Here is a 24,528-nt window from a genome sequence, read left to right as displayed (position 1 = left end):
CCACAAGGGCATACCCGGCATCCGATGCGGACCATCACCACTCAAGCAACCCGAACTCCAGAACTTGAGGTTTAAGCTTAGTCAGTGCCGCCGTCATCCTTGAACCGGGCCTTGTCGAGGCCGTGCTTTTTCATTTTGTCGTAGAGTGTTTTGCGCGCCAGCCCCAGGTGGACCATGGTGTCTTTTATGCTGCCCTGGCATGCCTGCAGTGCATTTTCGAGCACTGAACGTTCGAAGGCATCGACCAGTTCGGCCAGGGTTTGTCGGCCGGCTACGTCAGTTGAATAGGAGCTATCCGAATCTTCCAGTGCGCTTGGGCCCATCAGCACATAGCGTTCCGCCCGGTTGCGCAATTCACGGACATTGCCGGGCCAGCTGTGACGTAACAGCTGGCCAACTTGCTGGGTATTGAGCGGAATACTTTCCCGGTCATAGCGGGCGGCTGCGATCAGCGCGAAGTGATGGAACAGCATGGGAATGTCTTCCTTGCGTTCGCGCAGTGGGGGAATATCGACTTGTATCACGTTGAGCCGGTAATAGAGATCTTCCCGAAAATCACCCTGTTCGCTCAGCTTTTTCAAATCGGTTTTGGTCGCCGCGATGATGCGCACATCGACATCGATGCTGGTGTTGCTGCCCAGTCGCTCCACCTTGCGCTCTTCCAGAACCCGCAGCAGTTTTACCTGCAGCGGCAACGGCATACTTTCCAGCTCATCCAGAAAAATGGTGCCCTTGTGGGCATGTTCGAATTTGCCGATGCGTTTTTTGTCAGCGCCGGTGAAGGCGCCTGCTTCATGGCCAAAGAGTTCACTTTCAATCAGGTTTTCGGGCACAGCACCGCAATTGATGGCAACAAAGTTGTGCTGGCTGCGTGGGCTGGTCTCATGAATGTAGCGGGCGATGGCATCCTTGCCGGAGCCTGTCTCGCCATGCAACAACATATCGGCCGAGGTTTCGGCCAGACTGTCGAGCATCGACATCACCCGTTTCATGCTCGCCGACTCACCCCCCAGCAAGCGCGGGCCCGGGCGTACAAATTGCCGCAGCTGCGCCTTCAGCATGCGGTTTTCGAGCGCCAGTTGCCGCTTTTCGATCGCACGTTTGAGCAACTCAATCAATTCATCGTGATTGAACGGTTTTTCGATGAAATCATAGGCACCCTGCTGCATCGCCGTGACCGCCGTGCTGATGTCGCCCTGACCGGTTAACATGATGACCGGAATGGATTCATCGATGGCCCGCACCCGGTTCAGCACGCCCAGTCCATCGAGCCCGGGCATGTGATAGTCGCACAGCACCACGCCCTGAAAATCCGGTTTGAGCTCGGCCAGGGCCGAGGCACCGTCTGCATAGCCCCGTGCCGTTAAGTCTTCCAGCGCCAGCGTCTGTAACATGACCTGCCGTAGCGTCGATTCATCGTCAATAAACATTACATCAATGGCAGTCATTCCGACGTCTCTCTTCGATTCAGCTCTACAATAAACTCAGCCCCCCGGGCATCGGTCCGGTTGCGTCCGGTCAATTGCCCACCGAGCGCATCAACAATCTGCCGCGATATGGACAACCCCAAACCCAACCCCTGCTTCAGGGATTTGGTGGTAAAAAAAGGTTCGAATAACTGTTCGGTATTGGCTGGCAAACCCGGACCGTTATCCAGCACCCGGCACACCCAGTGCATCGGCTTTGTAACCAGTTGCACCGTTACCGTCGGTGACTCGCTCGACTCGACAGCGTGTAACGCATTGGCCACAAGATTCACCAGCACCTGTTCGATGCGAATCAGGTCGCCATGCACAAAAGCCGGAAAGTCTGGCCGTTGCCAGTCGATCTGAACACTGTCACTGTGGTCCTGAGCCTGAATGATTTTCAGCGCAGCGTCGATGGGCAAGCGCAAATCGACCGTTGAAGGCGGGCCTTCCGATTTGCGCGCGAAGACCTTGAACTGGCGGGTCAGTTCCGCCATTTTGTCACACAACCCAACAATTTCACCCAGGTTGGATTGCACCGTTTCCGCATCCCCCCGCTCCAGAAAACGCTGGCTGTTGCGCGCATAGGCCTGAATAGCGGTTAGCGGCTGGTTCATTTCGTGATTAAGGCCGGCAGACATCTGGCCCAGCACCGCCAGCTTGGCGGCCTGAATCAGCTCCTGTTGGGTTTCTTTAAGTTCTTTCTCGGCCCTTTCCCGTTCGTGGATTTCAGCCTTGAGCTGCTGGTTCGAGGCTTCGAGATCTGCTGTGCGCTCAGCCACCCGGTGCTCAAGTTGCACGCCCCGCTCGGCCAGTTCGGCTTCGCGCCGGTACCGTTCACGCAGGTAAAGCCAGGTCAGAAAGCAGCCCAGGTAAACCAGGGTACCGGCGATCAAAAACTGCACCTGAGTCCAGAGTACCTGATCGGTACCAATCAGTACCCTGAGTGTCCAGTCCAGTTGCGGTAAGGGAGTATCGACACTGAGGTATTCCTGCTGATTGTCACCGGTATTGATGGCCACCCGAACCGACTGTTCACCCACCCCCCAGGGACGCCCACGCTCTGCCTTGGGAATGGGCGTCAGAGGTTCATCGAAATACCGGCGTTGCGCCCGAATTTCAGCCAGGCGCTGATCAGAAATGGGTTCGAACGCCCGATAGAGCCAGTTCGGGCGGCTGGCCAGAAAGCTGACGCCATCGAGGTCCAGCACCACCATCTCGGCCACCGAAAAGGATTCTGGCCGACGCCACTGCGATTCCAGTTCGTTGACCTGAATTTTTACCGCGATCACACCCAGTGGCCGATCGGGTTCCTGATCTGAGGTTACTGTGTGCGAAAAGTACAGTCCGCGTTCATTGGTGGTAATACCGAGGGCGTAATACAGCGCATCGCCATTGCGCTCCATGGCTTCAAAAAAGTAGGGGCGAAACGCAAAGTTGCGTCCGATAAAACTGGTCGGCAACTCATAATTATTGGCGGCGATCGTCAGCCCGCTGGTGTTCATCAGATAGACGTCGGAGCTGGCGACAATGGTCGCCATGCGCTTCATTTCTTCATTGGCAGCCAGCACCAGTTCCGGATTGCCCGGATCGCGCAGCACGTCCAGCATCACCGGATGCTGCGCCATCAGCTCCGGGATGGGCCGGTAGCGGTTCAGTTCGTTGGCGACCAGTTGGGAGTACCGGAAGGATTCATCCAGACTTTCCCGCTCCACCTGCCGATACCCCACCCAAGAGCCCAGAACCCAGGACACCAGACAGGTCAGAACAAACAACAACAGACCCCAGGTACGGTATTTCATGCTCGGTTCCCATTACAGTTCTTGGAGGTGTCAGCAAACGCGTTCAACAACCAGCCAATTCTACCCGAATTACTGCCCGACAGTGACCAGGTTGAACCCGCCGCCCAATCACCGAACCAACCGCCGACGCCCTAAACAAAACAACCCGCAAGCCGGAGTCGACTTGCGGGTTGATATCAGCTTCGGCGCGGCTGAATCAGCCCGCCTTCATTGGCATTGCGTCATCAGGGCTGGGTTTGAACCAGGCGCCCGTTGATCACCTTCTGCACAAAGAAAGCGATGGCACCGGCCGCGACGCCTGCCAGGTCAGTATAGATACCGCCTTCGATCATCAAAAACGCCGCAATGATCAACAAAATGCGCAGGTACCAGGGCGCGGCGTACCGCAAGAACCAGGCCTGTACACCCGACGACAGCAAGTAAACACCTACAATCGCGGTCACCAGCGCACGGATAATGGCCAAAGGTTCTGCGTCCATCAACAGGGCACTGTTGTAGAAGAACATAAAGGGCACAATGAACGCAGCCAGACCCATTTTAAACGACGCAACGGACGTCTCCATGGCCTTGGCCCCGGATATCGCCGCCGCCGCATAGGAAGCCAGCGCCACCGGTGGCGTAATGGCAGACACTACCGCGAAGTAGAACACGAAGAAGTGCGCCGTCAGTGCCGGGATACCCATCTGCACCAGGCCTGGTGCAACCACCGATGCCGCAACGGCATAGGCCGCTGTCGTTGGCATACCCATGCCCAGCAAAATGGAAATGCACATGGCGAAGAACAGGGCCAACAACTGACTGGCTTCAGCCACGCCCAGCAACAGAGAACTGAAGCGAGCACCCACACCCGTCAGCGAAATAACCGCGACAATAATACCGGCACAAGCACAGACGACAATGATCTGTATCGACATGTAAGCGGCTATCTCAAGCGCCTTCAGAATCGACTTTATTCCCATCTTGTTCGGCGAAATCCAACTGACAACCGCCGCAGACACCGTCGCCAGGGTACCGGCGCGAATGACCGAGTACCCCATAAACAGAGCACCGATCAGGATGATAATGGGGATAAACAGATACACCTGGCGCACCATGCGCCGCAGCGAAGGCAGTTCATCGTCGCGCATGCCGCGCATGCCCGTTCTGGCCGCTTCCAGATCGACCATGAAATAGACCGAGGCAAAATACAGTATGGCCGGAATAATGGCGGCGATCGCGATTTCCGTATAAGGGATACCGGTAATCTCAGCCATGATGAAGGCACCGGCACCCATGATCGGTGGCATAATCTGGCCACCGGTAGACGCCGCCGCTTCAACCGCACCGGCTGATGTCTTGTTGTAGCCCACTTTCTTCATCAGCGGAATGGTCAGCGAGCCGGTGGACACCACGTTACCGGCACTGGTGCCGTTGATCATCCCCATCAAACCGGATGCAAAAATGGCCACTTTGGCAGGGCCGCCACGCGCGCGACCGGCCATCGCAAACGCGAAGTTCACAAAGTAGTCACCCACTTTGGACGCTTGCAGAAAGGCTGCAAATATAATGAACAGAATAATGTAGGTCGATGACACGGCCGTGGTCGGCCCCAGGACACCAGCATCGGTATATACCTGGCTGAAGAAGCGCTGCACGCTCAGACCGGGGTAGCCAAGAAAGCCCGGCAGGTAAGGACCAAAGAAAACATAGCCCAGGAACACCAGGGAAATAATCACCAGCGCATAGCCCGCGACGCGACGCGTCAGCTCAAAAATCAGCGCCGTACCGGCAACGGCGGCGAACGAAATACCAACCGGAGCGAAAGACGTACCTGTGCTCATACGAATGGAGGTATTAAAGACGATCACCAGATAACTGGCCACCGACATGGCGCATACCACCAATACCAGGTCTGGCACAGAGAACACGCTTCGGTCACGACGATGCAACCAGCTCAGCACAATGCCCAAGCCCGTCACGGCAAGCAGTGGCCAGCCGAATCGCCAGGTTTCCATCTCAACCGGCAAGCGCAAGGTGCCGCCAGACAGAATATTTTGCATGATGGCCGTTTGCACCAGCACATAAAAGGCTGGCACCAGCAAGGCAACGCCCGCCCAGGTAGTCCATGATGCGCCCTGTTCACCTTTCTCACTCTCTACAAAGCGAGCTCCGGAAAACAGGATAAAACCGAGAATGGAGGCACCACAGACGTGAAGAATACGAAACGCCCAGGTTTCCAGCGGTGCAATGTTCAGCGTATATAGATGAAAGGCTGAATAGAGTATCGACAATGCCATGATCAGCCAAAGCATCGGGCCGACAAACTGTCGGCGATTAGGCTCAATCGGTTCGTCATCAACCCCTGCTGCCACAACTACATCGTCAATGGACTCGACTTCCGTCGACTCCGGGGTGTTTTTTTCTGTTGTCATAAGTCTGACCCATACCCAAACAGGCAAACGGGTGGCCCAAAGGCCACCCTGTTTCTGGAACAAAGGCTTTTATAAAACCCGAATGATTACTTGATCAGGCTAGCGTCAATGGTATAGCCATTTTCGTTAAACCAGCGTGCTGCACCCGGGTGCCAGGGGATAAAGGTGTTTTTATCGTAGTTCTCTGGAATCGAGGTTCTGGCCGAGTTGTGGATAGACACCATCTGATCATTGTTTTCCATGGTCAGCTTGGTCGCTTCATACACAAAGCTTTCTGACAGTGTGCAATCTGCAATGGCGAAGTTCCACATGGATACGGCACGGGCCCCTTCAGTCAACGTTGTGTAGGTGCTGGCCGGAATGGTGAACTCGGAAACCGGGTATTCAGAGATGATGGTGTTCATTTCATCTTCGGTAAACTCGATGATGTTTACATCGGTCTGAACTTCCAGCTGGCTTACAGCAGGAATCGGGATACCGGCGGCAAAGGCGATAACGTCAAGCAGGCCATCCTGCAACTGGGTACCCAGATCGCTCCAGCCACCATTGCGACGTTCGAAATCCACGCCCAGTGTCTCCAGCATGGCCGGGAAGTAGGTATCCGAGGTTGAACCAGCCGGTCCAAAACCAATGCGGGCACCCGCAGGAATGTCGCTGATGCTTTCAATGCCGGAATCAGACAGCGCCGTTACCGAGAACGGTGTCTCATACATTGGGAAGACAGCGCAAACGTTGTCCATCATCAGGCCAGGTGCCAGTGGGCTATTGCCTTCCATCGAAGCACGGGCCGGGCCCATGGTGGTCAGACCGAAAGCCACTTCACTGGTATGAACCAGCGCCATATTCTGCATTGGACCGCCGGTAATCTCAGAACCACCACTTACACCCAGGTTTTCTGCAACGAAGTTGGCCCAACCGGTGCCGTAGGCAAAGAAGGTTCCGCCCTGGCTGGCAGTACCAATGGTAAAGTTGGAAGGCCAGTCTGACCGGTCTTCGGCGATCGCAACGCCGGCGGTCATGACAGAGGCAGACAGTGCCGCAAGGGCAAACATACGTTTGGACATCATTGAAACTCCAGTTTGTTGTTGTCGTTGTGGTTAACACATAAACGTTAGGGTTAACATCTGGTGGCTACCAGTGTAGTGCGTTTTCGTTCTTATTCGAGCGTTCAGTCGACCGGCATTACACCGGCCTCCGGCTCTGCGCACCAAGACAGTAGCAAGGCGCGGGCCAATGCACCGAAAGCAGGCAAACCGGGGCTTTCAGAACGAAGAGACGCCAATACTGGGTCAGCTATTACCCACCGCCAGCCAAGCGTTGGGTGTAAACCCACCCATTCTCTGAAGACCCAGCAGGATTCACCGGTGTCGACACTGCACCAGTCCCCAAGTCGGGGCAGTCAGTGCTGCCACAATGCGGTAAACTGGCGTCCGCAACCCCACTCTTACAAGATGTTCAGGAGTTTAAACTGGTGCTGACCCTGCCTGCGCCCGCCAAACTGAATCTAATGCTGCATATAGTCGGACGCCGACCAGACGGCTATCACCGCCTGCAAACGCTGTTTCAACTGCTCGATTTTGGTGACACTCTGACACTGGAGCCTCTGGCGCGGTCCGACATTGAGCTGTCTTGCTCAGACCCTGAACTGGCGTCAGCCGACAACCTGGTCATGCGCGCCGCCAGGGCCCTGCAGCCGCTTACCGGAAACCGCACTGGGGCCAGGCTGCATCTGAACAAACAGCTGCCCGCCGGAGGCGGCCTCGGTGGCGGAAGTTCCGACTGCGCGACTGCGTTACTGGGGCTGAACCAGCTCTGGTCACTGAAACTTTCCGTTGACGAGCTGGCAGACATTGGCTTGTCGCTCGGCGCCGACGTTCCGGTTTTTGTGCGCGGCCACTCTGCCTGGGCTGAGGGTGTCGGCGAGCAATTAACGCCTGTCGACTTACCGCTGAACTGGTTTGTTGTGGTTCATCCCGGGGTGCACGTCAGCACTGCTGAATTGTTCAGCCATCCTCAATTGACACGTCATACCCCAGTCAGCACAATACGCACCGCGCTGACTGGGGCCGGACACAACGATTTTGAGCCCCTGGTCAGAGCACTCTATCCTGATATTGATCTTGCCTTTACAGCGCTCAGCGCCCTAGCCGGCGACGGGGCCGATACGGTCAGACTCAGCGGGAGCGGGTCCAGTATGTTCATTAAGACGCGAAGCGAAATGGCAGCCCAACAGATTCTGAGCAGCATTCAAGATCACCACCCCGGCTATCGCGCTTTTGCCGCACGGGGGGTTAATCAGTCGCCTCTGCACCAGGCCCTGGCCAGACAGGGCTAATCGCAACACCAGTTTCCAGGCAGGTGGTTGCGAGAACCACCTGACGTATGTTCAAGCAAACGCCAACAAGGGTGGTTCGAAGTGTCGAAAATGATGGTATTCACGGGGAACGCCAACCCCGAACTCGCCAACCAGGTGGTTGAGCGTCTCTGTATTCCCATGGGGGACGCCACCATTACCCAGTTCAGCGATGGTGAAACCGCCATTGACATCAATGAGAATGTCCGTGGCGCAGACGTCTTCATTATTCAGCCCACCTGCGCCCCGACGAACGATAACCTGATGGAAGTCATACTGCTGGCCGATGCACTGCGCCGCGCTTCTGCAGGCCGTATTACGGCGGTCATGCCCTATTTCGGTTATGCCCGTCAGGACCGTCGCCCTCGCAGTTCGCGTGTACCCATTTCAGCCAAGGTGGTTGCCGACATGCTGACGGTGGTGGGGATCGACCGAATTCTGACCGTAGACTTGCACGCCGACCAAATACAGGGCTTTTTCAGCATTCCGGTCGACAACATCTATGGTTCGCCCATTCTGCTCGACGACATACAACGGCAAGACTTTGAAGACCTGATCGTGGTCTCACCCGATGTCGGTGGCGTGGTTCGGGCAAGGGCCGTCGCCAAGCAACTGGGGGCCGACCTGGCCATCATCGACAAGCGCCGGCCCAAGGCCAACCAGGCAGAAATCATGCACATCATTGGTGATGTCAAAGACCGCACCTGCGTTATTGTCGATGATATGGTCGACACCGCTGGCACTCTGTGCCAGGCAGCAGAGGCGCTGGTCAAACACGGTGCCCACAAAGTGGTCGCCTATGCGGTTCATCCGGTACTCAGTGGACCGGCCGTTGAGCGCATTGCCAACTCAAACCTCGAATTGGTGGTCACCGATACGATTCCCCTCTCGGATGCTGCAAAAAACTGTGCTAATATCCGCCAGCTTTCTATGGCAGGGATTCTTGCTGAGTCCATGCGCCGTGTTAGCAATGAGGAATCAATCAGTGCAATGTTCCGTTAATTCGGAACATTTACCGACTTTTCCCAGCTAAATTCGCTTATCGGGAGTCACCCGATACTTTTAAAAACGGTACCGCCCAGACTGGTCGCGGTCTGTGGTACCTATATTTGGAGAAACACCATGTCCGATTCTTTTGCATTAAACGCCGAAGTGCGTGAGCTTGCAGGAAAGGGTGCGAGCCGCCGCCTGCGTAAAGAAGGCAAAGTACCTGCCATCATTTACGGTGGCGCCAAGAACCGCAAGCCAACCAGCCTGACTCTGGAAGCTCGCGAACTGGTCAAGGCACTGAACAACGAAGCTTTCTTTTCTCACGTCCTGACCATCAACATCGATGGCAAGGAAGAACAGGCCATTCTGATGGACCTTCAGCGCCACCCTGCCAAGGGTCACCCGCTACACGCTGACTTTGAACGTGTCACCAAGTCCAGCGTAGTCCACAAGAAAGTGCCGTTGCACTTCGTTAATGAAGACCAGTGCAAAGCGGTGAAACTGCAAGGCGGCAAGATCCAGCACAGCGCCACCGACGTTGACATCACCTGTAAAGTGAGCGACCTGCCCGAGTTCATCGAAGTCGACATGGCCAAGATTGAACTGGGTACCGTGCTGCACCTGAGCGACCTGGTGTTGCCAAAAGGTGTAGAGCTGGTTGAACTGAACAAGGGTGCAGACCACGACGCACCGGTTGTCTCCGTTGTTAAGCCAGCTGGCATTATTGACGACGCAGACGACGCCGAAGAAGACGCTGCTGAAGAATAAGCAGCGTCATCTGAACGTAAAAAGGGCCTCAGGGCCCTTTTTTTGCTCAGGCAGCTTGGAAAATGCCCCCCATTCTCCAAACTGCTTTCATTACCAAGGTTGCACAGTGGCACCCTCATGAATGACCCTATTGAGATGATTGTCGGTCTGGGTAACCCCGGAACCCAATACGACCACACCCGGCACAATGCGGGCTTCGAGTACGTCGATGCACTGGCTGAAGCCGTCGGTGGCCAATGGAAGCTCGACGGCAAATACCAGGCAATGACCGCAAAAGTGCGCATTGGCAACGCCGACGTCTGGTTGCTCAAACCCATGACCTTTATGAACCGCAGCGGCCAGAGCGTCGCTGCGCTGGCACAGTTCTATAAGATACCGGCCGAACGAATTCTGGTAGCACATGACGAACTGGACTTGCCCGCCGGCGCAGCCCGCCTTAAGAAAGGCGGTGGCCATGGCGGTCACAATGGTTTGCGCGACATCATTGCCTGCCTGGCGAACAATCGGGATTTTTACCGGTTGCGTCTGGGCATTGGCCACCCGGGATCGGCGAGCCAGGTGGTCAGCTATGTGCTGTCAAAAGCACACCCCGATGACCGGATCAGCCTGGCCAGAGCCCTGGACGCCGCAGTCGAGCAAACACCCCTGTGCGTTGCCGGACACTGGCAAAAAGCCATGAACCAATTACACCAATTCAAAGCAGACTGACCTCTGCCTTCAGGAGACCCCCAGCATGGGCATTAAATGTGGCATCGTCGGACTACCCAATGTCGGTAAATCCACCCTCTTCAACGCCCTGACCCAGGCCGGTATCGATGCGGAAAACTTCCCGTTCTGCACCATCGAGCCCAACACCGGTGTCGTGCCGGTACCGGATCCGCGTCAGGACAAGCTGGTCGAGATCGTCAAACCCGAGCGCACCATTCCTACTACCATGGAGTTCGTGGATATTGCCGGCCTGGTCGCCGGTGCGTCCAAAGGTGAAGGGCTCGGCAACCAGTTTCTGGCCAACATTCGCGAAACCGATGCCATTGCCCACGTTGTGCGTTGCTTCGAGAACGACAACGTCATCCATGTTGCCAACAAGATCGACCCGGCATCGGATATCGAAATCATCAACACCGAGCTGGCCCTGGCTGACCTCGACATGCTCGAAAAACAACTGCTGAAACTGCAGAAGAAAGCCAAGGGACAAGACAAAGACGCCATTCGTCAGGTCGCCGTTCTGGAGAAGATTCGCCCGGCCCTGAACGAAGCGCGCCCGATTCGCAGCGTAACGCTGACCGACGACGAAAAAGCGGATCTGAAGCCTTTTTTCTTTCTGACCACCAAGCCTACGCTCTACATCGCCAACGTTGATGAAGATGGCTTCGACAACAACCCCATGCTCGACCGGGTACGGGAAATAGCCGCTGCCGAAAACGCCGAGGTCGTGGCCATCTGCAACAAGCTCGAATCCGAGATTGCAGAGCTGGAAGACGATGAAAAAACCGAGTTCCTGGCCGACCTGGGCATGGAAGAGCCCGGCCTGAACCGGGTTATCCGGGCGGCTTATTCTCTGCTTGGCCTGCAAACTTACTTTACGGCCGGTGTCAAAGAAGTTCGCGCCTGGACCGTCAAGGTGGGGGCAACGGCACCTCAGGCTGCCGGCGTGATTCATACTGACTTCGAGAAAGGGTTCATCCGTTCGGAAACCATCTCCTACGATGACTTTGTCGCCTACAACGGTGAAGCTGGAGCAAAGGAAGCGGGTAAATGGCGACTTGAAGGTAAGGAATACATCGTAAAAGACGGCGATGTGATGCATTTTCGCTTCAACGTCTAACAGGCTGTTGAAATACGACATAATGTCGACGGACTGCTCCGGAACACGGATGTTCCGGCACAATTGAAGACTGCTAAGCCATTGATTTTGTGCGAGAAGCAAAAATCGCAATGTTTGCTTCTCATGTTTTGAAAAAGGCAGGAGGCCTTTTTCAACAACCTGTTAATAGTCCCGCAAAAGGTGGTCTGCTCCGGGCCGCCGCCCCCCACCTTAGTGGAATAGACATTTTCTGTTGGAATGCTAATTTAGGAGTAACGTCTCAACAGAAGACCACTATCGATGCTGCTCTCACTACTTTCCGGAATTATTCTGGGCCTGGCGGCCTGGTTACTGCTTCTCATTCCAATGCCAGCCTGGCAAGTTACGGTAGCGCTGGCATTGCTGGTGGTAGCCAGTCACGAGGTTCACCGCCGACTTCGCGCCCGGCGAGATCAGACCAACCACTCTGAGCAACCGGTATCAGCCGATTCGGAATCTCTGACACACATTGCCGGTGCCGCTCAGCGTATAGCAATCGGTGGCGCAACACTCTCCAATTTTCTCGATAAACTGGCCCGCGCACTGGCAATGCAAGTTAAGCACGCCCAGCAGGTCGCCGACCGCATTGAAGTGCTCGAAACCTCGGGTGCGCAACTGTCATCCAATGTCAGCCAGTCACATGAGCATGTATCCATCGCCACCCAAGACATGAGCCGTATTGACAGTGCTCTGGTGGATATCGCCAACCAACGCGACACCTTGCTGACCCAGATGGAGAGCACCAACGCCGTACTGACCGCGCTGAAAGACAAGGCCGACTCCATCAGCCACATCACGCACACCATCAATCAGCTGGCCGACCAGACCAACCTGCTTGCCCTCAACGCCGCCATTGAAGCGGCGCGTGCCGGTGAATACGGACGCGGATTCTCGGTTGTAGCCGATGAAGTCCGCAACCTGGCCAACAAGACAAGCGAAGCCACCAAAGGGATTGAAACTCTGCTATCCAGAGTGTCTGCAGACAGCGTCAGCTCCGTTGCTGCCATGTCGACCCTGAGCGACATCGCCAATGCCATGTCAGCCCAGATCAGCCAGGCCAGCGAAGATGTCAACAACACTGCCGAGAGCACTCGCAAAGCCAGCCAGGCCATGGAGTCGGTCAGCGAATCACTCGCGCTCTTTGATGAAGCTAAGGGAGGCATCTCGAGCGATGTCACGGCTTTGCACGAATCCATCACCAGAATCGACAAGGACCTGGAAGAAACCTCTGCCAAGGCGATTCAACTGAGTCACGAGACCGAAGACATTTTTCGCCAGCTGCACGACTTTGAGCTGGACGATCGCAACCACAAGATTCAGGCGTTGTGCCTGGCAACCGCGGAGCGCATTGGCAAGCGGTTTGAGCAGGCCATTGAACAAGGGGAAATCACCCGCGAGGCGTTGTTCGATTTCAACTATCAGCGCATACCAAACACAGAGCCACCCAAGTACAAGACCGGTTTCGACACCTTTACTGACAAGATTTTACCAGACATTCAGGAGCCCATTCTTCAGGCCAATTCCGATATCGTCTACGCAGGCGCGGTTGATGTGAACGGCTACTTCCCGACTCATAATCTCAAGTTCTCGAAACCATTAACCGGCAACCCCGAGACCGACCTGGTGGCCAACCGTACCAAGCGAATATTCAACGATTACACTGGCGCCCGCTGCGGCTCAAATATCGAGCGCTTTCTACTGCAAACCTACAAGCGGGATACCGGTGAAGTCATGCACGACCTTTCATCCCCTATCTACGTGAATGGCAAGCATTGGGGTGGGTTTAGAATCGGTTATGCACCGGAAGCCTGAAGGTAGAAGGCAAGCCAGTTGTCGTCAGGTCAATCCTGACGACAACCGGTGAGTTTGGACTGGACAGATACAATAGTAAGTTACCGATTCACCCCGGTGACATACCCCGCAACCGCTCAGAGCGGCGTCTTAGCACTTCCACCGTCGTCAGCAGCAGTATCGAGAAGGCAACCAGAATAGAGGCCACGGCGAGAATGGTCGGGCTGATCTGCTCACGGATGCCCGACCACATTTCACGCGGTATGGTTCTCTGCTCAACCCCGGCCAGAAACAGCACAATGACAATTTCATCGAACGAGGTAATAAAGGCAAACAAGCCACCCGAAATCACGCCCGGAAGAATCAGTGGCATCTGTATCTTAAAAAACGTACGCCCTGCCCCGGCACCCAGGCTCGCAGAGGCGCGAGTGAGGGAGTGATCAAACCCTACCAGGGTTGCAGTGACGGTGATTACCACAAAGGGCGTGCCCAGTGCTGCGTGCGCAAGAATGACACCGGGAAGCGTATTGGCAAGGCCGACGCTCGAATAGAAAAAGAACATACCCGCGGCGGAAATAATCAGCGGCACGATCATTGGCGAGATCAGCAACCCCATGACCAGGCCTTTAAAAGGCATCTCGGAACGGGACAGACCCAGGGCCGCCAGGGTACCCAGAAACGTCGCAATCAGGGTAGAGGCGACGCCGATAATCAGAGAGTTTTGGATCGAGGTCATCCAGGATTCCGACGAGAACAAATCCTGATACCAGCGCAGTGAAAAACCGTCCGGATTGAACGTCAGCATTTCCCGGGTATAGGTAAAATAAGGCTCAACGTTAAAACTCAGGGGCACCATTATCAGAATGGGTGCGATCAGGAAAAAGAAGATAAGCCCGCACAACACACGAAACGCGTAATACCAGATTCTTTCCAGTGGGCCTGCATACGTTGGTACTGCCATGATAAACGCTCCTTCAACCCAGCTTCAGGGAATCTGCACCGACCAGGCGGTTATAGACCCAATAGAGAATTAACACACTGATCAGCAATACCGACCCCAGTGCTGCCGCAAGACCCCAGTTGAGAGACGTCTGCATATGATGCGCAATCAGATTGGAGATCATCTGACCAGACTGACCACCCACCAGCGCGGGCGTAATGTAGTAACCAATGGAAATAATAAAGACCAATACGGCCCCGGCTCCGATACCCGGCAGCGTCTGCGGTACGTAGACGCGCCAGAACGCCGTCCAGGGTGTGGCACCCAGACTCTTCGCAGCACGAACGTATGAAGGCGGAATGGTTTTCATCACGCTGTAAAGTGGCAGCACCATAAAGGGCAGCAAAATGTGGGTCATCGCGATAATGGTCCCGGTCATGTTGTAGATCATGCCCAAACGGCCATCGTCGCCAATGAAGCCCAGAGCAATCAGCAATTCATTGATAACCCCTTGCTGTTGCAACAGCACGATCCAGGACGTGGTGCGTACCAGCAAGGATGTCCAGAATGGCAACAGGACAAAAATCATCAGCAGGTTGGCATGCCGCATTGGCAAACTGGCCATCAGAAATGAGATTGGGAAACCCAGCAGCAGAGTGATCAGCGTAATGCCCAGACTCATGGCAAAAGTTCGAATGAATAAATCGATGTAGATACGGCGGTTTTCATCTTGCAGCACCACCTCACCCTCTTCGTTGTAGGTGCCATCAAACGCTGCAATGTAATAGGAGGCCGTTAGCGGATTGCCTTCCCGCTTGATGATTCGATAAAACGCCGGATCGTTCCAGAGCCGGTGTGCATCGAGAAAGTCCTCTTTGTAGGGCGGTTCAAAATCCTCCACTGACCGGGACGTTCTCATCAGTGCACCACGAGCCGCACTGATTTCATAATTCAGTCGAACGGCCAGTTGCCCGACTGTCCGGTTCGCACTGGCAACGGCCAGCTCTTCTGCCAGTGCCTCGAATACAGGCTCATCAGGCAAGCCTTCTCCGTCCCAGTCTTCCAGTGCCTCCAGAGTCTTGGGCAAGGTAGTAACAACCTGAGGGTTATCCACACTGCGCCACATCATTTGCCCGATGGGGAAAATGAAGGAGATCAGCAAATAGGTCAGAAGCGGCGCGACCAGCAAAAAAGCGATGAGGGTGCGTTTGCGCTCAGCCCGTTTAAGGCTGGCTTTCAACGGCGTACCGTCAACGGTCACCATCTGTCCATTGACCATATGGCCGGCGTCGGATCCGCTATGGGTACCGTCTGACTGGGTCATACTCACTCCTGTTCACCCTGGTTCTGATTCTAACTGCACCGCTATCGTTGTTGTTAAAACGGCTGTACAGATATCACTTACTCGAGTTGCTCTGAAGCAGGTTTCTTAACGCCGGGCGTCAAACAAGACACCTCTACTACGAAAAAGCCTGGTTCAGAATGACTCTTGCCTGTTGTTAGCAGGCTGTTGAAATTCGTAGAATTTCGGCCGCCAGCTACCGGAACACGGATGTTCCGGCAAAATCGATGACTGTTAAGTCATCGATTTTGAGAGAGAAGCGGAAATCGCAATTTTCGCTTCTCGTGTTTTGAAAAAGACAGGCCGCCTTTTTCAACAACCTGTTAAAAGGTAGAAATGGCGAGCCGAACAACACACTGCGCTATCCGGCTCGCGGGTCAGTCACTGTGGTTTAACCACGCAACATCCAGTTGGAGAACCGCTCACGCAATTCGTCGCCGTAATCGGTCCAGAAATCGTTATCCAGCACGATGGGCGTCTCGTAGTTTTGCGGGTTGGTCGGCATATGCGGACGCATATCGATACCCAGATCAGCATGTTCACTTACCAGTGGCGCTGAAGAGGCACGGGCCGGGCCGTAGGAGATGTATTTGGCCTGGTCTGCCAGACGCTGTGTATCAGTCGCCCAGTAAACGTACTCAAGCACTTCTTCCTGGTTCGGGCCATAAGGAATTACCCAGCCGTCCCACTCGACGATCTGACCATCCCAGATGATTTCAAACGGCTGGCCTTCAACTTGCGCTGCGTTGAAGATACGACCGTTATAACCGGTGGAGAAAGCGACTTCCTGGTCTGCCAGCAACTGCGGAGACTGTGCACCTTCGGTCCAGAACACCAGGTTGTCTTTAATGGTGTCCAGCTTGGCAAAGGCACGATTTACACCTTCGGGTGTTGCCAGTACATCATAGATGTCGTCCGGTGCTACACCATCGGCAAACAGAGCCCATTCGAGGTTACCGGCAGGTCTGTCCTGAATGGCACGACGGCCCGGGAAGTCCTCAGTATTGAAGAAATCATCAATGCTTCCCGGTTGGTTATTTGCTGGGAACATTTCTGTGTTGTAGGTAACAACGGTGGAATAAACAATCTGTGGAATGAAACACTCACCCAGGCTTCCCGGGAGGAAGTCTTCACTGGCCGGCGTACCATCGGGTGCAGGTGCGAGCATCTCATCGGCATCGATCGGCATGATGATGCCTTCGTCACAGGCAAGCTGTGCGTCTGACGGCAGCATGTCAACCAGATCCCAGGTTACGTTTCCGGCCATGCTCTGTGAGCGCAAACCTGCCAGGGCATTGGCTGAGCCATCATCGTTAATAATCGTGATGTGGTCTTTAATGGCGGTGTAGGGGTCGTGGTAGGCGCGAACCTGACTTTCCGTGTATGCACCACCCCAGGAGACAATGGTCAGGTCAACGGGGTCTTCTGCGTGTACCGCTGTCACAGCCAACAGGCTGATCGCGCTGCTGACTCCAAGCATTCTAAGCATCGGCTGTTTCATGGGTAACTCCTCTTTGGATATAAACCAGGCAACACTGCCTGGCCGCTTTTTGCCACCAAACCTACTGGACAGATGCCGGAAACTGAAGCATCCGACCCAGAGTTCAGCGAATCATTCACCTCACACTCAGGTTGCATCGAGTGCGCGGCAATCATGCTCCGACCAGCCAATGCGAACAGACTGCCCTACTCGCATGGAATGATGATCGGAAGAATTGGGTACTTTCATAATAAAATCGTCGCGGCCACAGACACTGACTCTGGAGCGAATATGATCGCCCAGATAAATCAGCTCTTTGACGGTGGCGTCAAACATATTCGCATACTGGGCATCACCCTTGACCACTAACGCGCGCTCGGGACGCAACGACAGGGTAGTTTTATCACCAACCTCGTCAACACAGACCTTAAGTGCTTTCACCATTGAGCCATCGTCGAGACGCACCTGAGCGAAGTCACCCTCTATGCTTTCGACCTCGCCCTGCATCCGATTATTCTCACCAATAAATTGCGCGACAAAGGCATTCTCTGGTCGTTCGTAGAGGTCGGCCGGGGACGCCAGTTGCTGAATGCGGCCATCGTCAAAGACGGCAATGCGGTCAGACATAGTCAGCGCTTCGGTCTGGTCGTGAGTTACATAAACGACGGTAATACCCAGCTTCTCATGCAGGTGTTTGATCTCATATTGCATGTGCTCTCGCAGATTTTTATCCAGCGCGCCAAGCGGTTCATCCATCAGCACCAGTTCGGGTTCGAACACCAGCGCTCGCGCCAATGCCACCCGCTGTTGCTGGCCACCAGACAGCTGTGCTGGGCGGCGACCCGCAAAGGCTTCCATCTGCACCATCGACAAAGCGTTCATCACTTTCGCTTCGCGCTCACTCTTGTCCATGCCGCGAACTTCAAGCGGGAAAGACAGGTTTTCGCCAATGGTCATGTGGGGGAAAAGGGCATAATTCTGAAAAACCATGCCAATGCCGCGCTTGTGAGGGGGAATGTTATTAATTGCCTGGCCGTCGAGAAGAATGTCACCGTAGGTCGCTGTTTCAAAACCCGCCAACATCATCAGGCAGGTCGTCTTGCCGGAACCGGAGGGGCCCAGCATGGTCAGAAACTCGCCTTTGCTGATGGCAAGGTTCAGGTCCTTGACAACCAGCTCCTCCCCGTCATAACTCTTTTGAACACGATCAAAGGCTACGAATACTTCACCGGGATTTTCGTTCTCCAACGTGGCATCTCCTGTATTGTTTTGACTGCTTTAACATGCGCCTGCCCAGCAGGTTCTGTCGATGAAATCCCTGATGACACTCTGAGCGAAAAACACCCCGCAGGGTGTCAGTCAGCACAGGTTCACGAAACCGGACAACCCGACCAATCAATCGTGCTCTAAGCGTATGCAAATACTTTGCCGACTGTCTAGATTTGTCGATTTTTTTCAACCGCAGGCTTTTTGACCAGTTTTTTGTTATAACAACGCTGAATGGGACAGGTTGCAGTCAGATGCGGTCAAATAAAGTGCAGGCTTATGGTGCATGATGTTCAACTTTGGGGCAATGCCCAAATACCCTCTCATCAACCCAACCCCGGCCAGCACAACGACCGACCAGCATTCCCTTATTACAGTAAACATTGTTTTCTGTATTTTGCAAGAACGACCCGGCTTTCAGCATGACGGAAAACGACAGAAAACAGATGCCTAACGACTGACTCGAAAAACCTACCTGGCGCCTTGAACACCGTCGCTGCAGGGCACCCGAAAAGTGCAACCCTGTTTACTCAATCTACGAATCACCCGGAAAAAGACACAAAAAAAGGCACTGCCCGAAGACAGCACCTTTTTCGCAGTGTCGCTCTACAGCGACTCGCCCTATGCCATCTGGCTCAACAGAGCAGACAGCGCTGGGCGTTAGCATTCACCGAAATCAAAGAACGACGATGTTCTCTGCCTGAGGACCTTTCTGGCCCTGGGTAATGGTGAATTCTACTTTCTGGCCTTCAACCAGAGTCTTGAATCCAGAACCAGAGATGGCGCTGAAATGAGCAAAAACGTCTGGGCCATTTTCCTGCTCGATGAAGCCAAAACCCTTGGTTTCGTTGAACCACTTAACAGTGCCGGTAGTCGTAGACATAAGTATAACCTATCAATTTACAAGTAATGTGTCGTTCCCGAACGGTGGTCCGTGTTAACGGCCAGCCATCCCAGGGGAACCTTTTTGCTTTTCAGTGTTGCTAATACTTATGGATAACCGACGAGTTCAACTGACAACCGAACATACAGCGTTCACATCGAGCTAACATTCATAAATAGTAAGACGTACTTTCAAGCTGCAATCATGGTAACCGACTGCTAAATGTTGTCAATAAATAATGGGACAAGCCCGCTATGGCGGGCTTAGAAAGGGATTTCAAGGTTTAACTAACACCTTGAATCCTATGTGATTATTGCTTCAAAACAGCCTCGGAAACATTTTTTCATTCTGGTCTGTTTTGCGCGATGTTGAACCGGACCAAGCGCGATTCTTGTCGGAAAATCACGAGCCAGCCGCGCTATTTGCCAAGCACAAACCAACCGGCTAGCGTGACAGCTCCACCCAACGGAGCCTCACCCCGATGACCCGGCAAAACCTTCTCCAGGCCGAACACTGCGTCGACTACCTGATCATTGGTGGTGGATCAGCCGGTTGCGTTTTGGCGGCACGTCTGTCGGAAGACCCGGACTGCCGTGTATTGCTGATAGAAGCTGGAAGCGGTGGCCGCAGCCCCCTGATTCAGGTACCGCTGGGCACAGCTGCAACCGTGCCAGGCTATGCCCACAACTGGAACTTCTCTACCACACCACAACCGAACCTGAAGCATCGTAAGACCTTTCAGCCCAGAGGGCGGGGTCTCGGCGGCAGCAGCGCCATCAATGCAATGATCTATACCCGCGGACACCCACAGGACTACGATAACTGGGCCCGCCTGGGGCTAACCGACTTCAGTTGGGACCAGATGCTGCCCTGGTTCATTCACAACGAGGGAAACCAGCGCGGTGCCAGTGAAGCGCATGGCCGGGACGGTCCGCTGGGCGTTGATGATATTCGTTATCACAACCCCGTTGTCGACGCCTTTCACCAGGCAGCGGCCGGTGCGGGGTACCGGCTGAATTCCGATTTCAATCAGGGCGATCAGGAAGGGATTGGCCGTTATCAGGTCACCCAGAGAGAGGGTCTGCGCTGCAGTGCGGCCCGCGCTTACCTGTTTCCCGCCCTGTCGCGCCCCAACCTGAGCGTGCTCACCAACAGCCACGCATTCCGACTGGCATTGAGCGGTGGCCGGGCCAGCGGTGCCTGGGTGCAGACCGGCAATGGACCACAGCGGCTGTTCAGCGCCCGCCGCGAGGTTATTCTCTGTGCTGGCGCCTTCCAATCGCCTCAACTGCTGATGCTCTCCGGCATCGGCCCGGGTGATCACTTGCAGTCGCAGGGCATTGAAACCCAGGTCCATTCCCCCGGGGTCGGCCAGAACCTTCAGGACCACCTCGACTACATCAGCGCCTGGCGCAGCCCGTCGCCGCATCTGATCGGATACGGGCTAACCGGTATCGCCCGGGTAGCCGCTGCTCTGCCTAACTTTCTGTTTCGCCGCCGAGGGATCATAACCAGTAACGTTGCGGAATCGGGTGGCTTTGTAAAATCCAGCCCTGATCTGACCCAACCCGACATTCAATTGCATTTTCTCGTCGCTCTGGCCGATGACCATAATCGCACGCTGCATTATGGCCAGGGATTTAGCCTGCATGCCTGCGCCCTGCAACCGCACTCCCGGGGAGAGATCCGGCTGGCTGACCCGCACCCGCTGACACCACCACTGATCAACCCGCGTTACCTGAGTGATGAACGGGATCTGGCGACACTGCTTGCCGGGGTGAAGCTCAGCCGGGAGATCGTACTGCGCCCGGAACTGTCAGCCCTGCGTGGCAAACCCCTCTACATTGAAGACGACGCCTCTGATGCGACACTGATCGAATCCATCAAAGCGAGGGCCGATACCATCTACCACCCCGTGGGCACTTGCCGCATGGGCGTGGATGACAGTGCGGTAGTTGATGCCCGGTTTCGGGTGAATGGGGTTGCGGGGTTAAGGGTAGTAGACGCCAGCGTCATGCCAACGCTGATCAGCGGCAATACCAATGCGCCTACTCAGGTGTTGGCTGAACGGGCTGCCAACTGGATTCGCCACGGGGAGTAACGCAAACCGATGGGTGCTCCAGCCGTGTGAAAACGCTTAGCCTTCTTTCCAGACCCAGCGCACCGGCTCGCCAAAATCGTCGTAGATCCAGACTTTTTTGGGCCCACGGTTCTTCACCTTCCGGCTTTCCTTTTGCTTGCGCGAGTCGATGGCGGCCAACACTTCCGGGACTGGCGTGCGTTCTTTGGGCGGCTCGTGGCTCTGACCCGACTGGAACGGATTGGACCAGGGTTTGTTGCGGTCGAGCCCGGTTTCACCGCGCTCAATCGGTTCTATCTTGCCGCCTTCGCGCAAGAACGCATCAACCTGAGACTCCAGATCTTTGCGAATGTCTTTCTTATCAACTGGACGCTTCACGACTGGCCTCGGCTGACTGGACCCGCTCACCCGAAGTTTAGCAAATTTTACACCTGCTTCCGAACCGGCGCTAACCTCGGTCTGATGCCGGCGTTTGAACCTTGCGGAAGACCTCATTCGCCTTTCAACTGTTTCAGCAGGCTGGCGGGTATTTCATGGATGATCAGGCGTTCATTATCCGCATCAAATTGCACATCTTTCCCCAAATTAATATTGCTGAAACTGATGGAGACATCCTTGCTGCGACCCGAGTAACGTATGTATTTCTTCAGGCTTTTCCGGTCCGGGATAAAGCTTTCCTTGAGGCTCGGCTGCTCCTGTTCAATAAACTGCGAAAAGGAAGCATCTGCATCGGTTTGCAGTTCTTCCGACAGCACCCGATAGGAAACCGGCTCGCCCATTTTGTCCTGTTCAATGCAGAACTCGGCCGCCTTCTTGCGATAGTTTTGCCCCTTATCAGCCGGTAACTGCACCGAAAACGCGTCAACCACCGCCATAAAGGCCTCGGTGTCGGCGCTGGTATCGATCGTAGCCACGAAGTCCACAAAATTCAGCAACGCATCCTGCAACGCCTTGTCGCCAAACCCAAAACTGACCGTCAGATACTGGCCGGGCGCCTCCTGCTCCCACTCCGTCACATTCAGACAGGCGCCAAAACCCAGGCGACCATAATCGATCAGGCGGCTGTCGCTCAGGTTCAGGTCGTGAGTGACCGACAGGCCATGCTTGTGCCGCAGTTGAAAAAACCAGACCTGACGGCCGGATTCGAGTTGTTCATCGGCAAACAGCCAGTACCCATCTGATTCCACGCCCTCATTCTCCAGCGCCAGCGCCAGTCGCTCCATCAATTGCTGGCTCCAAGTCTTAAAGGTGATGCCATCGCGCAACCACTGACCGGTCAGTGCCTTGAAGTGCCCGGCTTGCTCGGAGAAACCGCCATAGCGCTTGCTGGCTCGCCCGGCAAAACTGCTTTTGACTTCCGCGACCAGCGTCATGGCGGCATCATCAACCGTCAGCGCTTCATCCTGAAGATGGAGGTCGGTTTTGGCGTCAAGGCGGGTCAGTTGGTGGACAATCAGATGGTTCAGTGACAATGGTTTAACCCCGAATGCTGAAAATGACACAGCGGCACAGTATACGGGTTTATCACCCGATTGTCGGGGTTAGTGTTTGTACTGCACCAAAACCGGTGCCTTTTCGTATACCCTGATACACACTGTCATCGGGCCACTGTCATGAGCCAAACCAAAAATCGTCGCTTGCACCGAAGCCGACTGGGTCGTTTCAGCCAATTAGGACGGTTAGCTGGCGGTGTTGCCGGTGGCATGCTCAGCGAGGGGGTTAAACGCTGGTCGAACGGCGAAGGGTTCAGCGCCCGGGAGCTGGCATTGACGCCAGCTAATCTGGAACGCGTCTCGGACCGGCTGTCACAAATGCGAGGCGCTGCGATGAAGGTCGGCCAGTTGGTCTCCATGGATGCCGGGCATTTAATGCCAGCAGAATTGTCTGCCCTGCTGAACCGGCTGCGATCGGACGCCGATGCCCTGCCACTGTCGCAACTCGAACCGGTGCTGGCCGACGCCTGGGGTAACAACTGGATCAACCAGTTCAGTCAGTTCAGCTACCAGCCTATCGCCGCGGCATCCATCGGCCAGGTACATAAAGCCGTGTTACGCACGGGTGAAACACTGGCCATTAAGGTGCAGTACCCCGGCGTCCGGCGCAGCATCGACAGCGACATCGATAACGTCGCCACCCTGCTGCGCTGGTCCCGCCTGCTGCCTGATGCACTGGATCTGGCTCCCTTGCTGGCCGATGCCAAAGCCCAGCTTCATGCAGAAACGGACTATCAGCAGGAAGCCCGCTCGATGCAACGGTTCAGCGACCGACTGACAGGCCGCTCTGAATGGGCCGTGCCGGACGTATTTACCGAACTGAGTGGCCCGACGGTGCTCGCCATGAGCTACGCACAAGGCGAGCCACTGGAGCGGTTGGAAGAGGCTGACCACGCCACCCGAGAACGCTGGGTGAGCCGCCTGTTTGAGCTCTTCTTCGAAGAACTGTTCCGTTTTGGCAGCGTTCAAACCGACCCCAACTACGCCAACTACTTATACGATGACGCACGCCAGGTTATTACCCTGCTCGACTTTGGCGCCGTACGTGACTACGAGCCAGAGATGATCGACGGCTACCAGGCGCTTTTTATGGCGGCCATGCATTTAGACCGCACGGCGCTGTTCGAGGCTGCTCGTCAAATCGGCTACTTCAGTGAGAGCATTGATGACGCCCAGGCCGAAGCGGTACTGGATCTGTTCATGATTGCCACCGAGCCGCTTCGCGTCACCCGGTACGATTTTGGCAGCAGTGATATAGCAACCCGACTCCGCGAACAGGGTCTTGAGTTGAGTATGAAGCAGGGTTACTGGCACAGCCCACCGGTCGCTTCGCTGTTCTTACATAGAAAACTGGCTGGGCTTTACCTGCTGGCACAGAGGCTTGGCGTCGCTCTGCCGGTTCGCGCCTTGCTTGAACAACGGCTGGGTGGGAACGAGCAGTCGCTAGACAAACACCCGGCAGGCTGCCATTCTTTAGTGGATTAACCGTAGGACAGGGCGCTTGTTCACTGGCCTCCTGCACGCAGCAGTACCGGTTGTACCGCTGTTGGTTCAAACCCCGTGACCGGGGCGTATCCGGATGATACCCCCTGCACAACGGACCCGGGCAGTACAGTTTCC

General features: G+C 55.2%; 19 protein-coding genes. 8 read left to right on the top strand and 11 right to left on the bottom strand.

What is annotated here, in order from left to right:
• Positions 1 to 77: 77 nt before the first annotated feature.
• From ACHUE7_RS13785 to ACHUE7_RS13770, 4 genes are all read right to left on the bottom strand, one after another.
• Positions 78 to 1,448: a sigma-54-dependent transcriptional regulator gene (locus tag ACHUE7_RS13785; RefSeq protein ID WP_394170486.1), complete on the bottom strand. Its 1,371-nt coding sequence runs from the start codon at positions 1,446 to 1,448 to the stop codon at positions 78 to 80.
• Positions 1,445 to 3,268 (bottom strand): sensor histidine kinase, encoded by a 1,824-nt coding sequence (locus ACHUE7_RS13780; RefSeq protein WP_394170485.1) that lies wholly within the window; start codon positions 3,266 to 3,268, stop codon positions 1,445 to 1,447. Before ACHUE7_RS13780 ends, ACHUE7_RS13785 begins: the two co-directional genes overlap by 4 nt.
• A gap of 224 nt (positions 3,269 to 3,492) precedes the next feature.
• Positions 3,493 to 5,679 (bottom strand): TRAP transporter permease, encoded by a 2,187-nt coding sequence (locus ACHUE7_RS13775; protein WP_394170484.1) that lies wholly within the window; start codon positions 5,677 to 5,679, stop codon positions 3,493 to 3,495.
• An 86-nt stretch (positions 5,680 to 5,765) separates the two neighbouring features.
• Positions 5,766 to 6,746 (bottom strand): TAXI family TRAP transporter solute-binding subunit, encoded by a 981-nt coding sequence (locus ACHUE7_RS13770; RefSeq protein ID WP_394170483.1) that lies wholly within the window; start codon positions 6,744 to 6,746, stop codon positions 5,766 to 5,768.
• A gap of 404 nt (positions 6,747 to 7,150) precedes the next feature.
• On the opposite strand from ACHUE7_RS13770, the gene ispE reads away from it, so the two are divergent.
• The 6 genes from ispE to ACHUE7_RS13740 all read left to right on the top strand — a co-directional run bounded on the left by ispE (position 7,151) and on the right by ACHUE7_RS13740 (position 13,445).
• Complete coding sequence (gene ispE, locus ACHUE7_RS13765) at positions 7,151 to 8,014, top strand: 4-(cytidine 5'-diphospho)-2-C-methyl-D-erythritol kinase (RefSeq protein WP_394170482.1); 864 nt, start codon at positions 7,151 to 7,153, stop codon at positions 8,012 to 8,014.
• Positions 8,015 to 8,107: 93 nt separating this feature from the next.
• Complete coding sequence (locus ACHUE7_RS13760) at positions 8,108 to 9,034, top strand: ribose-phosphate pyrophosphokinase (protein WP_463558946.1); 927 nt, start codon at positions 8,108 to 8,110, stop codon at positions 9,032 to 9,034.
• A gap of 120 nt (positions 9,035 to 9,154) precedes the next feature.
• Positions 9,155 to 9,790 carry a 50S ribosomal protein L25/general stress protein Ctc gene (locus ACHUE7_RS13755; RefSeq protein WP_127555684.1) on the top strand — a complete coding sequence of 212 codons (636 nt, stop codon included), beginning with the start codon at positions 9,155 to 9,157 and terminating at the stop codon, positions 9,788 to 9,790.
• Positions 9,791 to 9,907: 117 nt separating this feature from the next.
• Complete coding sequence (gene pth, locus ACHUE7_RS13750; protein WP_394170480.1) at positions 9,908 to 10,498, top strand: aminoacyl-tRNA hydrolase; 591 nt, start codon at positions 9,908 to 9,910, stop codon at positions 10,496 to 10,498.
• A 25-nt stretch (positions 10,499 to 10,523) separates the two neighbouring features.
• Positions 10,524 to 11,615, top strand: coding sequence for a redox-regulated ATPase YchF (ychF, locus tag ACHUE7_RS13745; RefSeq protein WP_127555686.1), 1,092 nt, complete (start codon positions 10,524 to 10,526; stop codon positions 11,613 to 11,615).
• 279 nt (positions 11,616 to 11,894) lie between these two features.
• Entirely contained in the window at positions 11,895 to 13,445 is a 1,551-nt protein-coding gene (locus ACHUE7_RS13740) for a methyl-accepting chemotaxis protein (RefSeq protein WP_394170479.1), read from the top strand.
• An 88-nt stretch (positions 13,446 to 13,533) separates the two neighbouring features.
• Here the strand turns inward: ACHUE7_RS13740 and ACHUE7_RS13735 are convergent, their stop codons facing one another.
• The 5 genes from ACHUE7_RS13735 to ACHUE7_RS13715 all read right to left on the bottom strand — a co-directional run bounded on the left by ACHUE7_RS13735 (position 13,534) and on the right by ACHUE7_RS13715 (position 19,335).
• Entirely contained in the window at positions 13,534 to 14,385 is an 852-nt protein-coding gene (locus ACHUE7_RS13735) for an ABC transporter permease (protein WP_127555688.1), read from the bottom strand.
• A 13-nt stretch (positions 14,386 to 14,398) separates the two neighbouring features.
• Positions 14,399 to 15,688, bottom strand: a complete 1,290-nt coding sequence (locus ACHUE7_RS13730; protein WP_394170478.1) for an ABC transporter permease — start codon at positions 15,686 to 15,688, stop codon at positions 14,399 to 14,401.
• A gap of 409 nt (positions 15,689 to 16,097) precedes the next feature.
• Positions 16,098 to 17,207 carry an ABC transporter substrate-binding protein gene (locus ACHUE7_RS13725; protein ID WP_394170477.1) on the bottom strand — a complete coding sequence of 370 codons (1,110 nt, stop codon included), beginning with the start codon at positions 17,205 to 17,207 and terminating at the stop codon, positions 16,098 to 16,100.
• 126 nt (positions 17,208 to 17,333) lie between these two features.
• Positions 17,334 to 18,434 (bottom strand): ABC transporter ATP-binding protein, encoded by a 1,101-nt coding sequence (locus ACHUE7_RS13720; protein ID WP_394170476.1) that lies wholly within the window; start codon positions 18,432 to 18,434, stop codon positions 17,334 to 17,336.
• A gap of 694 nt (positions 18,435 to 19,128) precedes the next feature.
• On the bottom strand, positions 19,129 to 19,335 hold the full coding sequence (locus ACHUE7_RS13715; protein ID WP_028672005.1) for a cold-shock protein: 207 nt from the start codon (positions 19,333 to 19,335) through the stop codon (positions 19,129 to 19,131).
• Between the two features lie 481 nt (positions 19,336 to 19,816).
• Here ACHUE7_RS13715 and ACHUE7_RS13710 point away from each other — a divergent pair, with 481 nt between their 5' ends.
• The gene (locus tag ACHUE7_RS13710) at positions 19,817 to 21,436 is read left to right on the top strand and encodes a GMC family oxidoreductase (protein WP_394170475.1); all 1,620 of its coding nucleotides are present in this window, start codon (positions 19,817 to 19,819) and stop codon (positions 21,434 to 21,436) included.
• Positions 21,437 to 21,472: 36 nt separating this feature from the next.
• Here ACHUE7_RS13710 and ACHUE7_RS13705 read toward each other — a convergent pair whose 3' ends face one another.
• A complete protein-coding gene (locus ACHUE7_RS13705) occupies positions 21,473 to 21,793 on the bottom strand; it encodes a hypothetical protein (protein WP_394170474.1) in 321 nt (106 codons plus the stop codon).
• Positions 21,794 to 21,906: 113 nt separating this feature from the next.
• Positions 21,907 to 22,887, bottom strand: a complete 981-nt coding sequence (locus ACHUE7_RS13700) for a nucleoid-associated protein (RefSeq protein WP_394170473.1) — start codon at positions 22,885 to 22,887, stop codon at positions 21,907 to 21,909.
• A 141-nt stretch (positions 22,888 to 23,028) separates the two neighbouring features.
• Between ACHUE7_RS13700 and ACHUE7_RS13695 the strand changes: the two genes are divergently transcribed.
• The gene (locus ACHUE7_RS13695) at positions 23,029 to 24,393 is read left to right on the top strand and encodes an ABC1 kinase family protein (protein WP_394170472.1); all 1,365 of its coding nucleotides are present in this window, start codon (positions 23,029 to 23,031) and stop codon (positions 24,391 to 24,393) included.
• The last annotated feature ends 135 nt before the right edge of the window (positions 24,394 to 24,528 follow it).

This window comes from Saccharospirillum alexandrii (genome assembly GCF_043641555.1).
GTDB lineage: Bacteria > Pseudomonadota > Gammaproteobacteria > Pseudomonadales > Natronospirillaceae > Saccharospirillum > Saccharospirillum alexandrii_A.
Note: the sequence above shows the minus strand (reverse complement) of the source record. Positions and strands in the feature narration are given on the sequence as shown.

What these genes read in the sequence shown, in the direction of transcription:
- ACHUE7_RS13785 (WP_394170486.1), bottom strand. Translation starts at nt 1,448, where the DNA reads ATGACTGCCATTGATGTAATGTTTATTGACGATGAATCGACGCTACGG.
- ACHUE7_RS13780 (WP_394170485.1), bottom strand. Translation starts at nt 3,268, where the DNA reads ATGAAATACCGTACCTGGGGTCTGTTGTTGTTTGTTCTGACCTGTCTG.
- ACHUE7_RS13775 (WP_394170484.1), bottom strand. Translation starts at nt 5,679, where the DNA reads ATGACAACAGAAAAAAACACCCCGGAGTCGACGGAAGTCGAGTCCATT.
- ACHUE7_RS13770 (WP_394170483.1), bottom strand. Translation starts at nt 6,746, where the DNA reads ATGATGTCCAAACGTATGTTTGCCCTTGCGGCACTGTCTGCCTCTGTC.
- ACHUE7_RS13760 (WP_463558946.1), top strand. Translation starts at nt 8,108, where the DNA reads ATGGTATTCACGGGGAACGCCAACCCCGAACTCGCCAACCAGGTGGTT.
- ACHUE7_RS13755 (WP_127555684.1), top strand. Translation starts at nt 9,155, where the DNA reads ATGTCCGATTCTTTTGCATTAAACGCCGAAGTGCGTGAGCTTGCAGGA.
- pth (WP_394170480.1), top strand. Translation starts at nt 9,908, where the DNA reads ATGAATGACCCTATTGAGATGATTGTCGGTCTGGGTAACCCCGGAACC.
- ychF (WP_127555686.1), top strand. Translation starts at nt 10,524, where the DNA reads ATGGGCATTAAATGTGGCATCGTCGGACTACCCAATGTCGGTAAATCC.
- ACHUE7_RS13740 (WP_394170479.1), top strand. Translation starts at nt 11,895, where the DNA reads ATGCTGCTCTCACTACTTTCCGGAATTATTCTGGGCCTGGCGGCCTGG.
- ACHUE7_RS13735 (WP_127555688.1), bottom strand. Translation starts at nt 14,385, where the DNA reads ATGGCAGTACCAACGTATGCAGGCCCACTGGAAAGAATCTGGTATTAC.
- ACHUE7_RS13730 (WP_394170478.1), bottom strand. Translation starts at nt 15,688, where the DNA reads ATGACCCAGTCAGACGGTACCCATAGCGGATCCGACGCCGGCCATATG.
- ACHUE7_RS13725 (WP_394170477.1), bottom strand. Translation starts at nt 17,207, where the DNA reads ATGAAACAGCCGATGCTTAGAATGCTTGGAGTCAGCAGCGCGATCAGC.
- ACHUE7_RS13715 (WP_028672005.1), bottom strand. Translation starts at nt 19,335, where the DNA reads ATGTCTACGACTACCGGCACTGTTAAGTGGTTCAACGAAACCAAGGGT.
- ACHUE7_RS13710 (WP_394170475.1), top strand. Translation starts at nt 19,817, where the DNA reads ATGACCCGGCAAAACCTTCTCCAGGCCGAACACTGCGTCGACTACCTG.
- ACHUE7_RS13695 (WP_394170472.1), top strand. Translation starts at nt 23,029, where the DNA reads ATGAGCCAAACCAAAAATCGTCGCTTGCACCGAAGCCGACTGGGTCGT.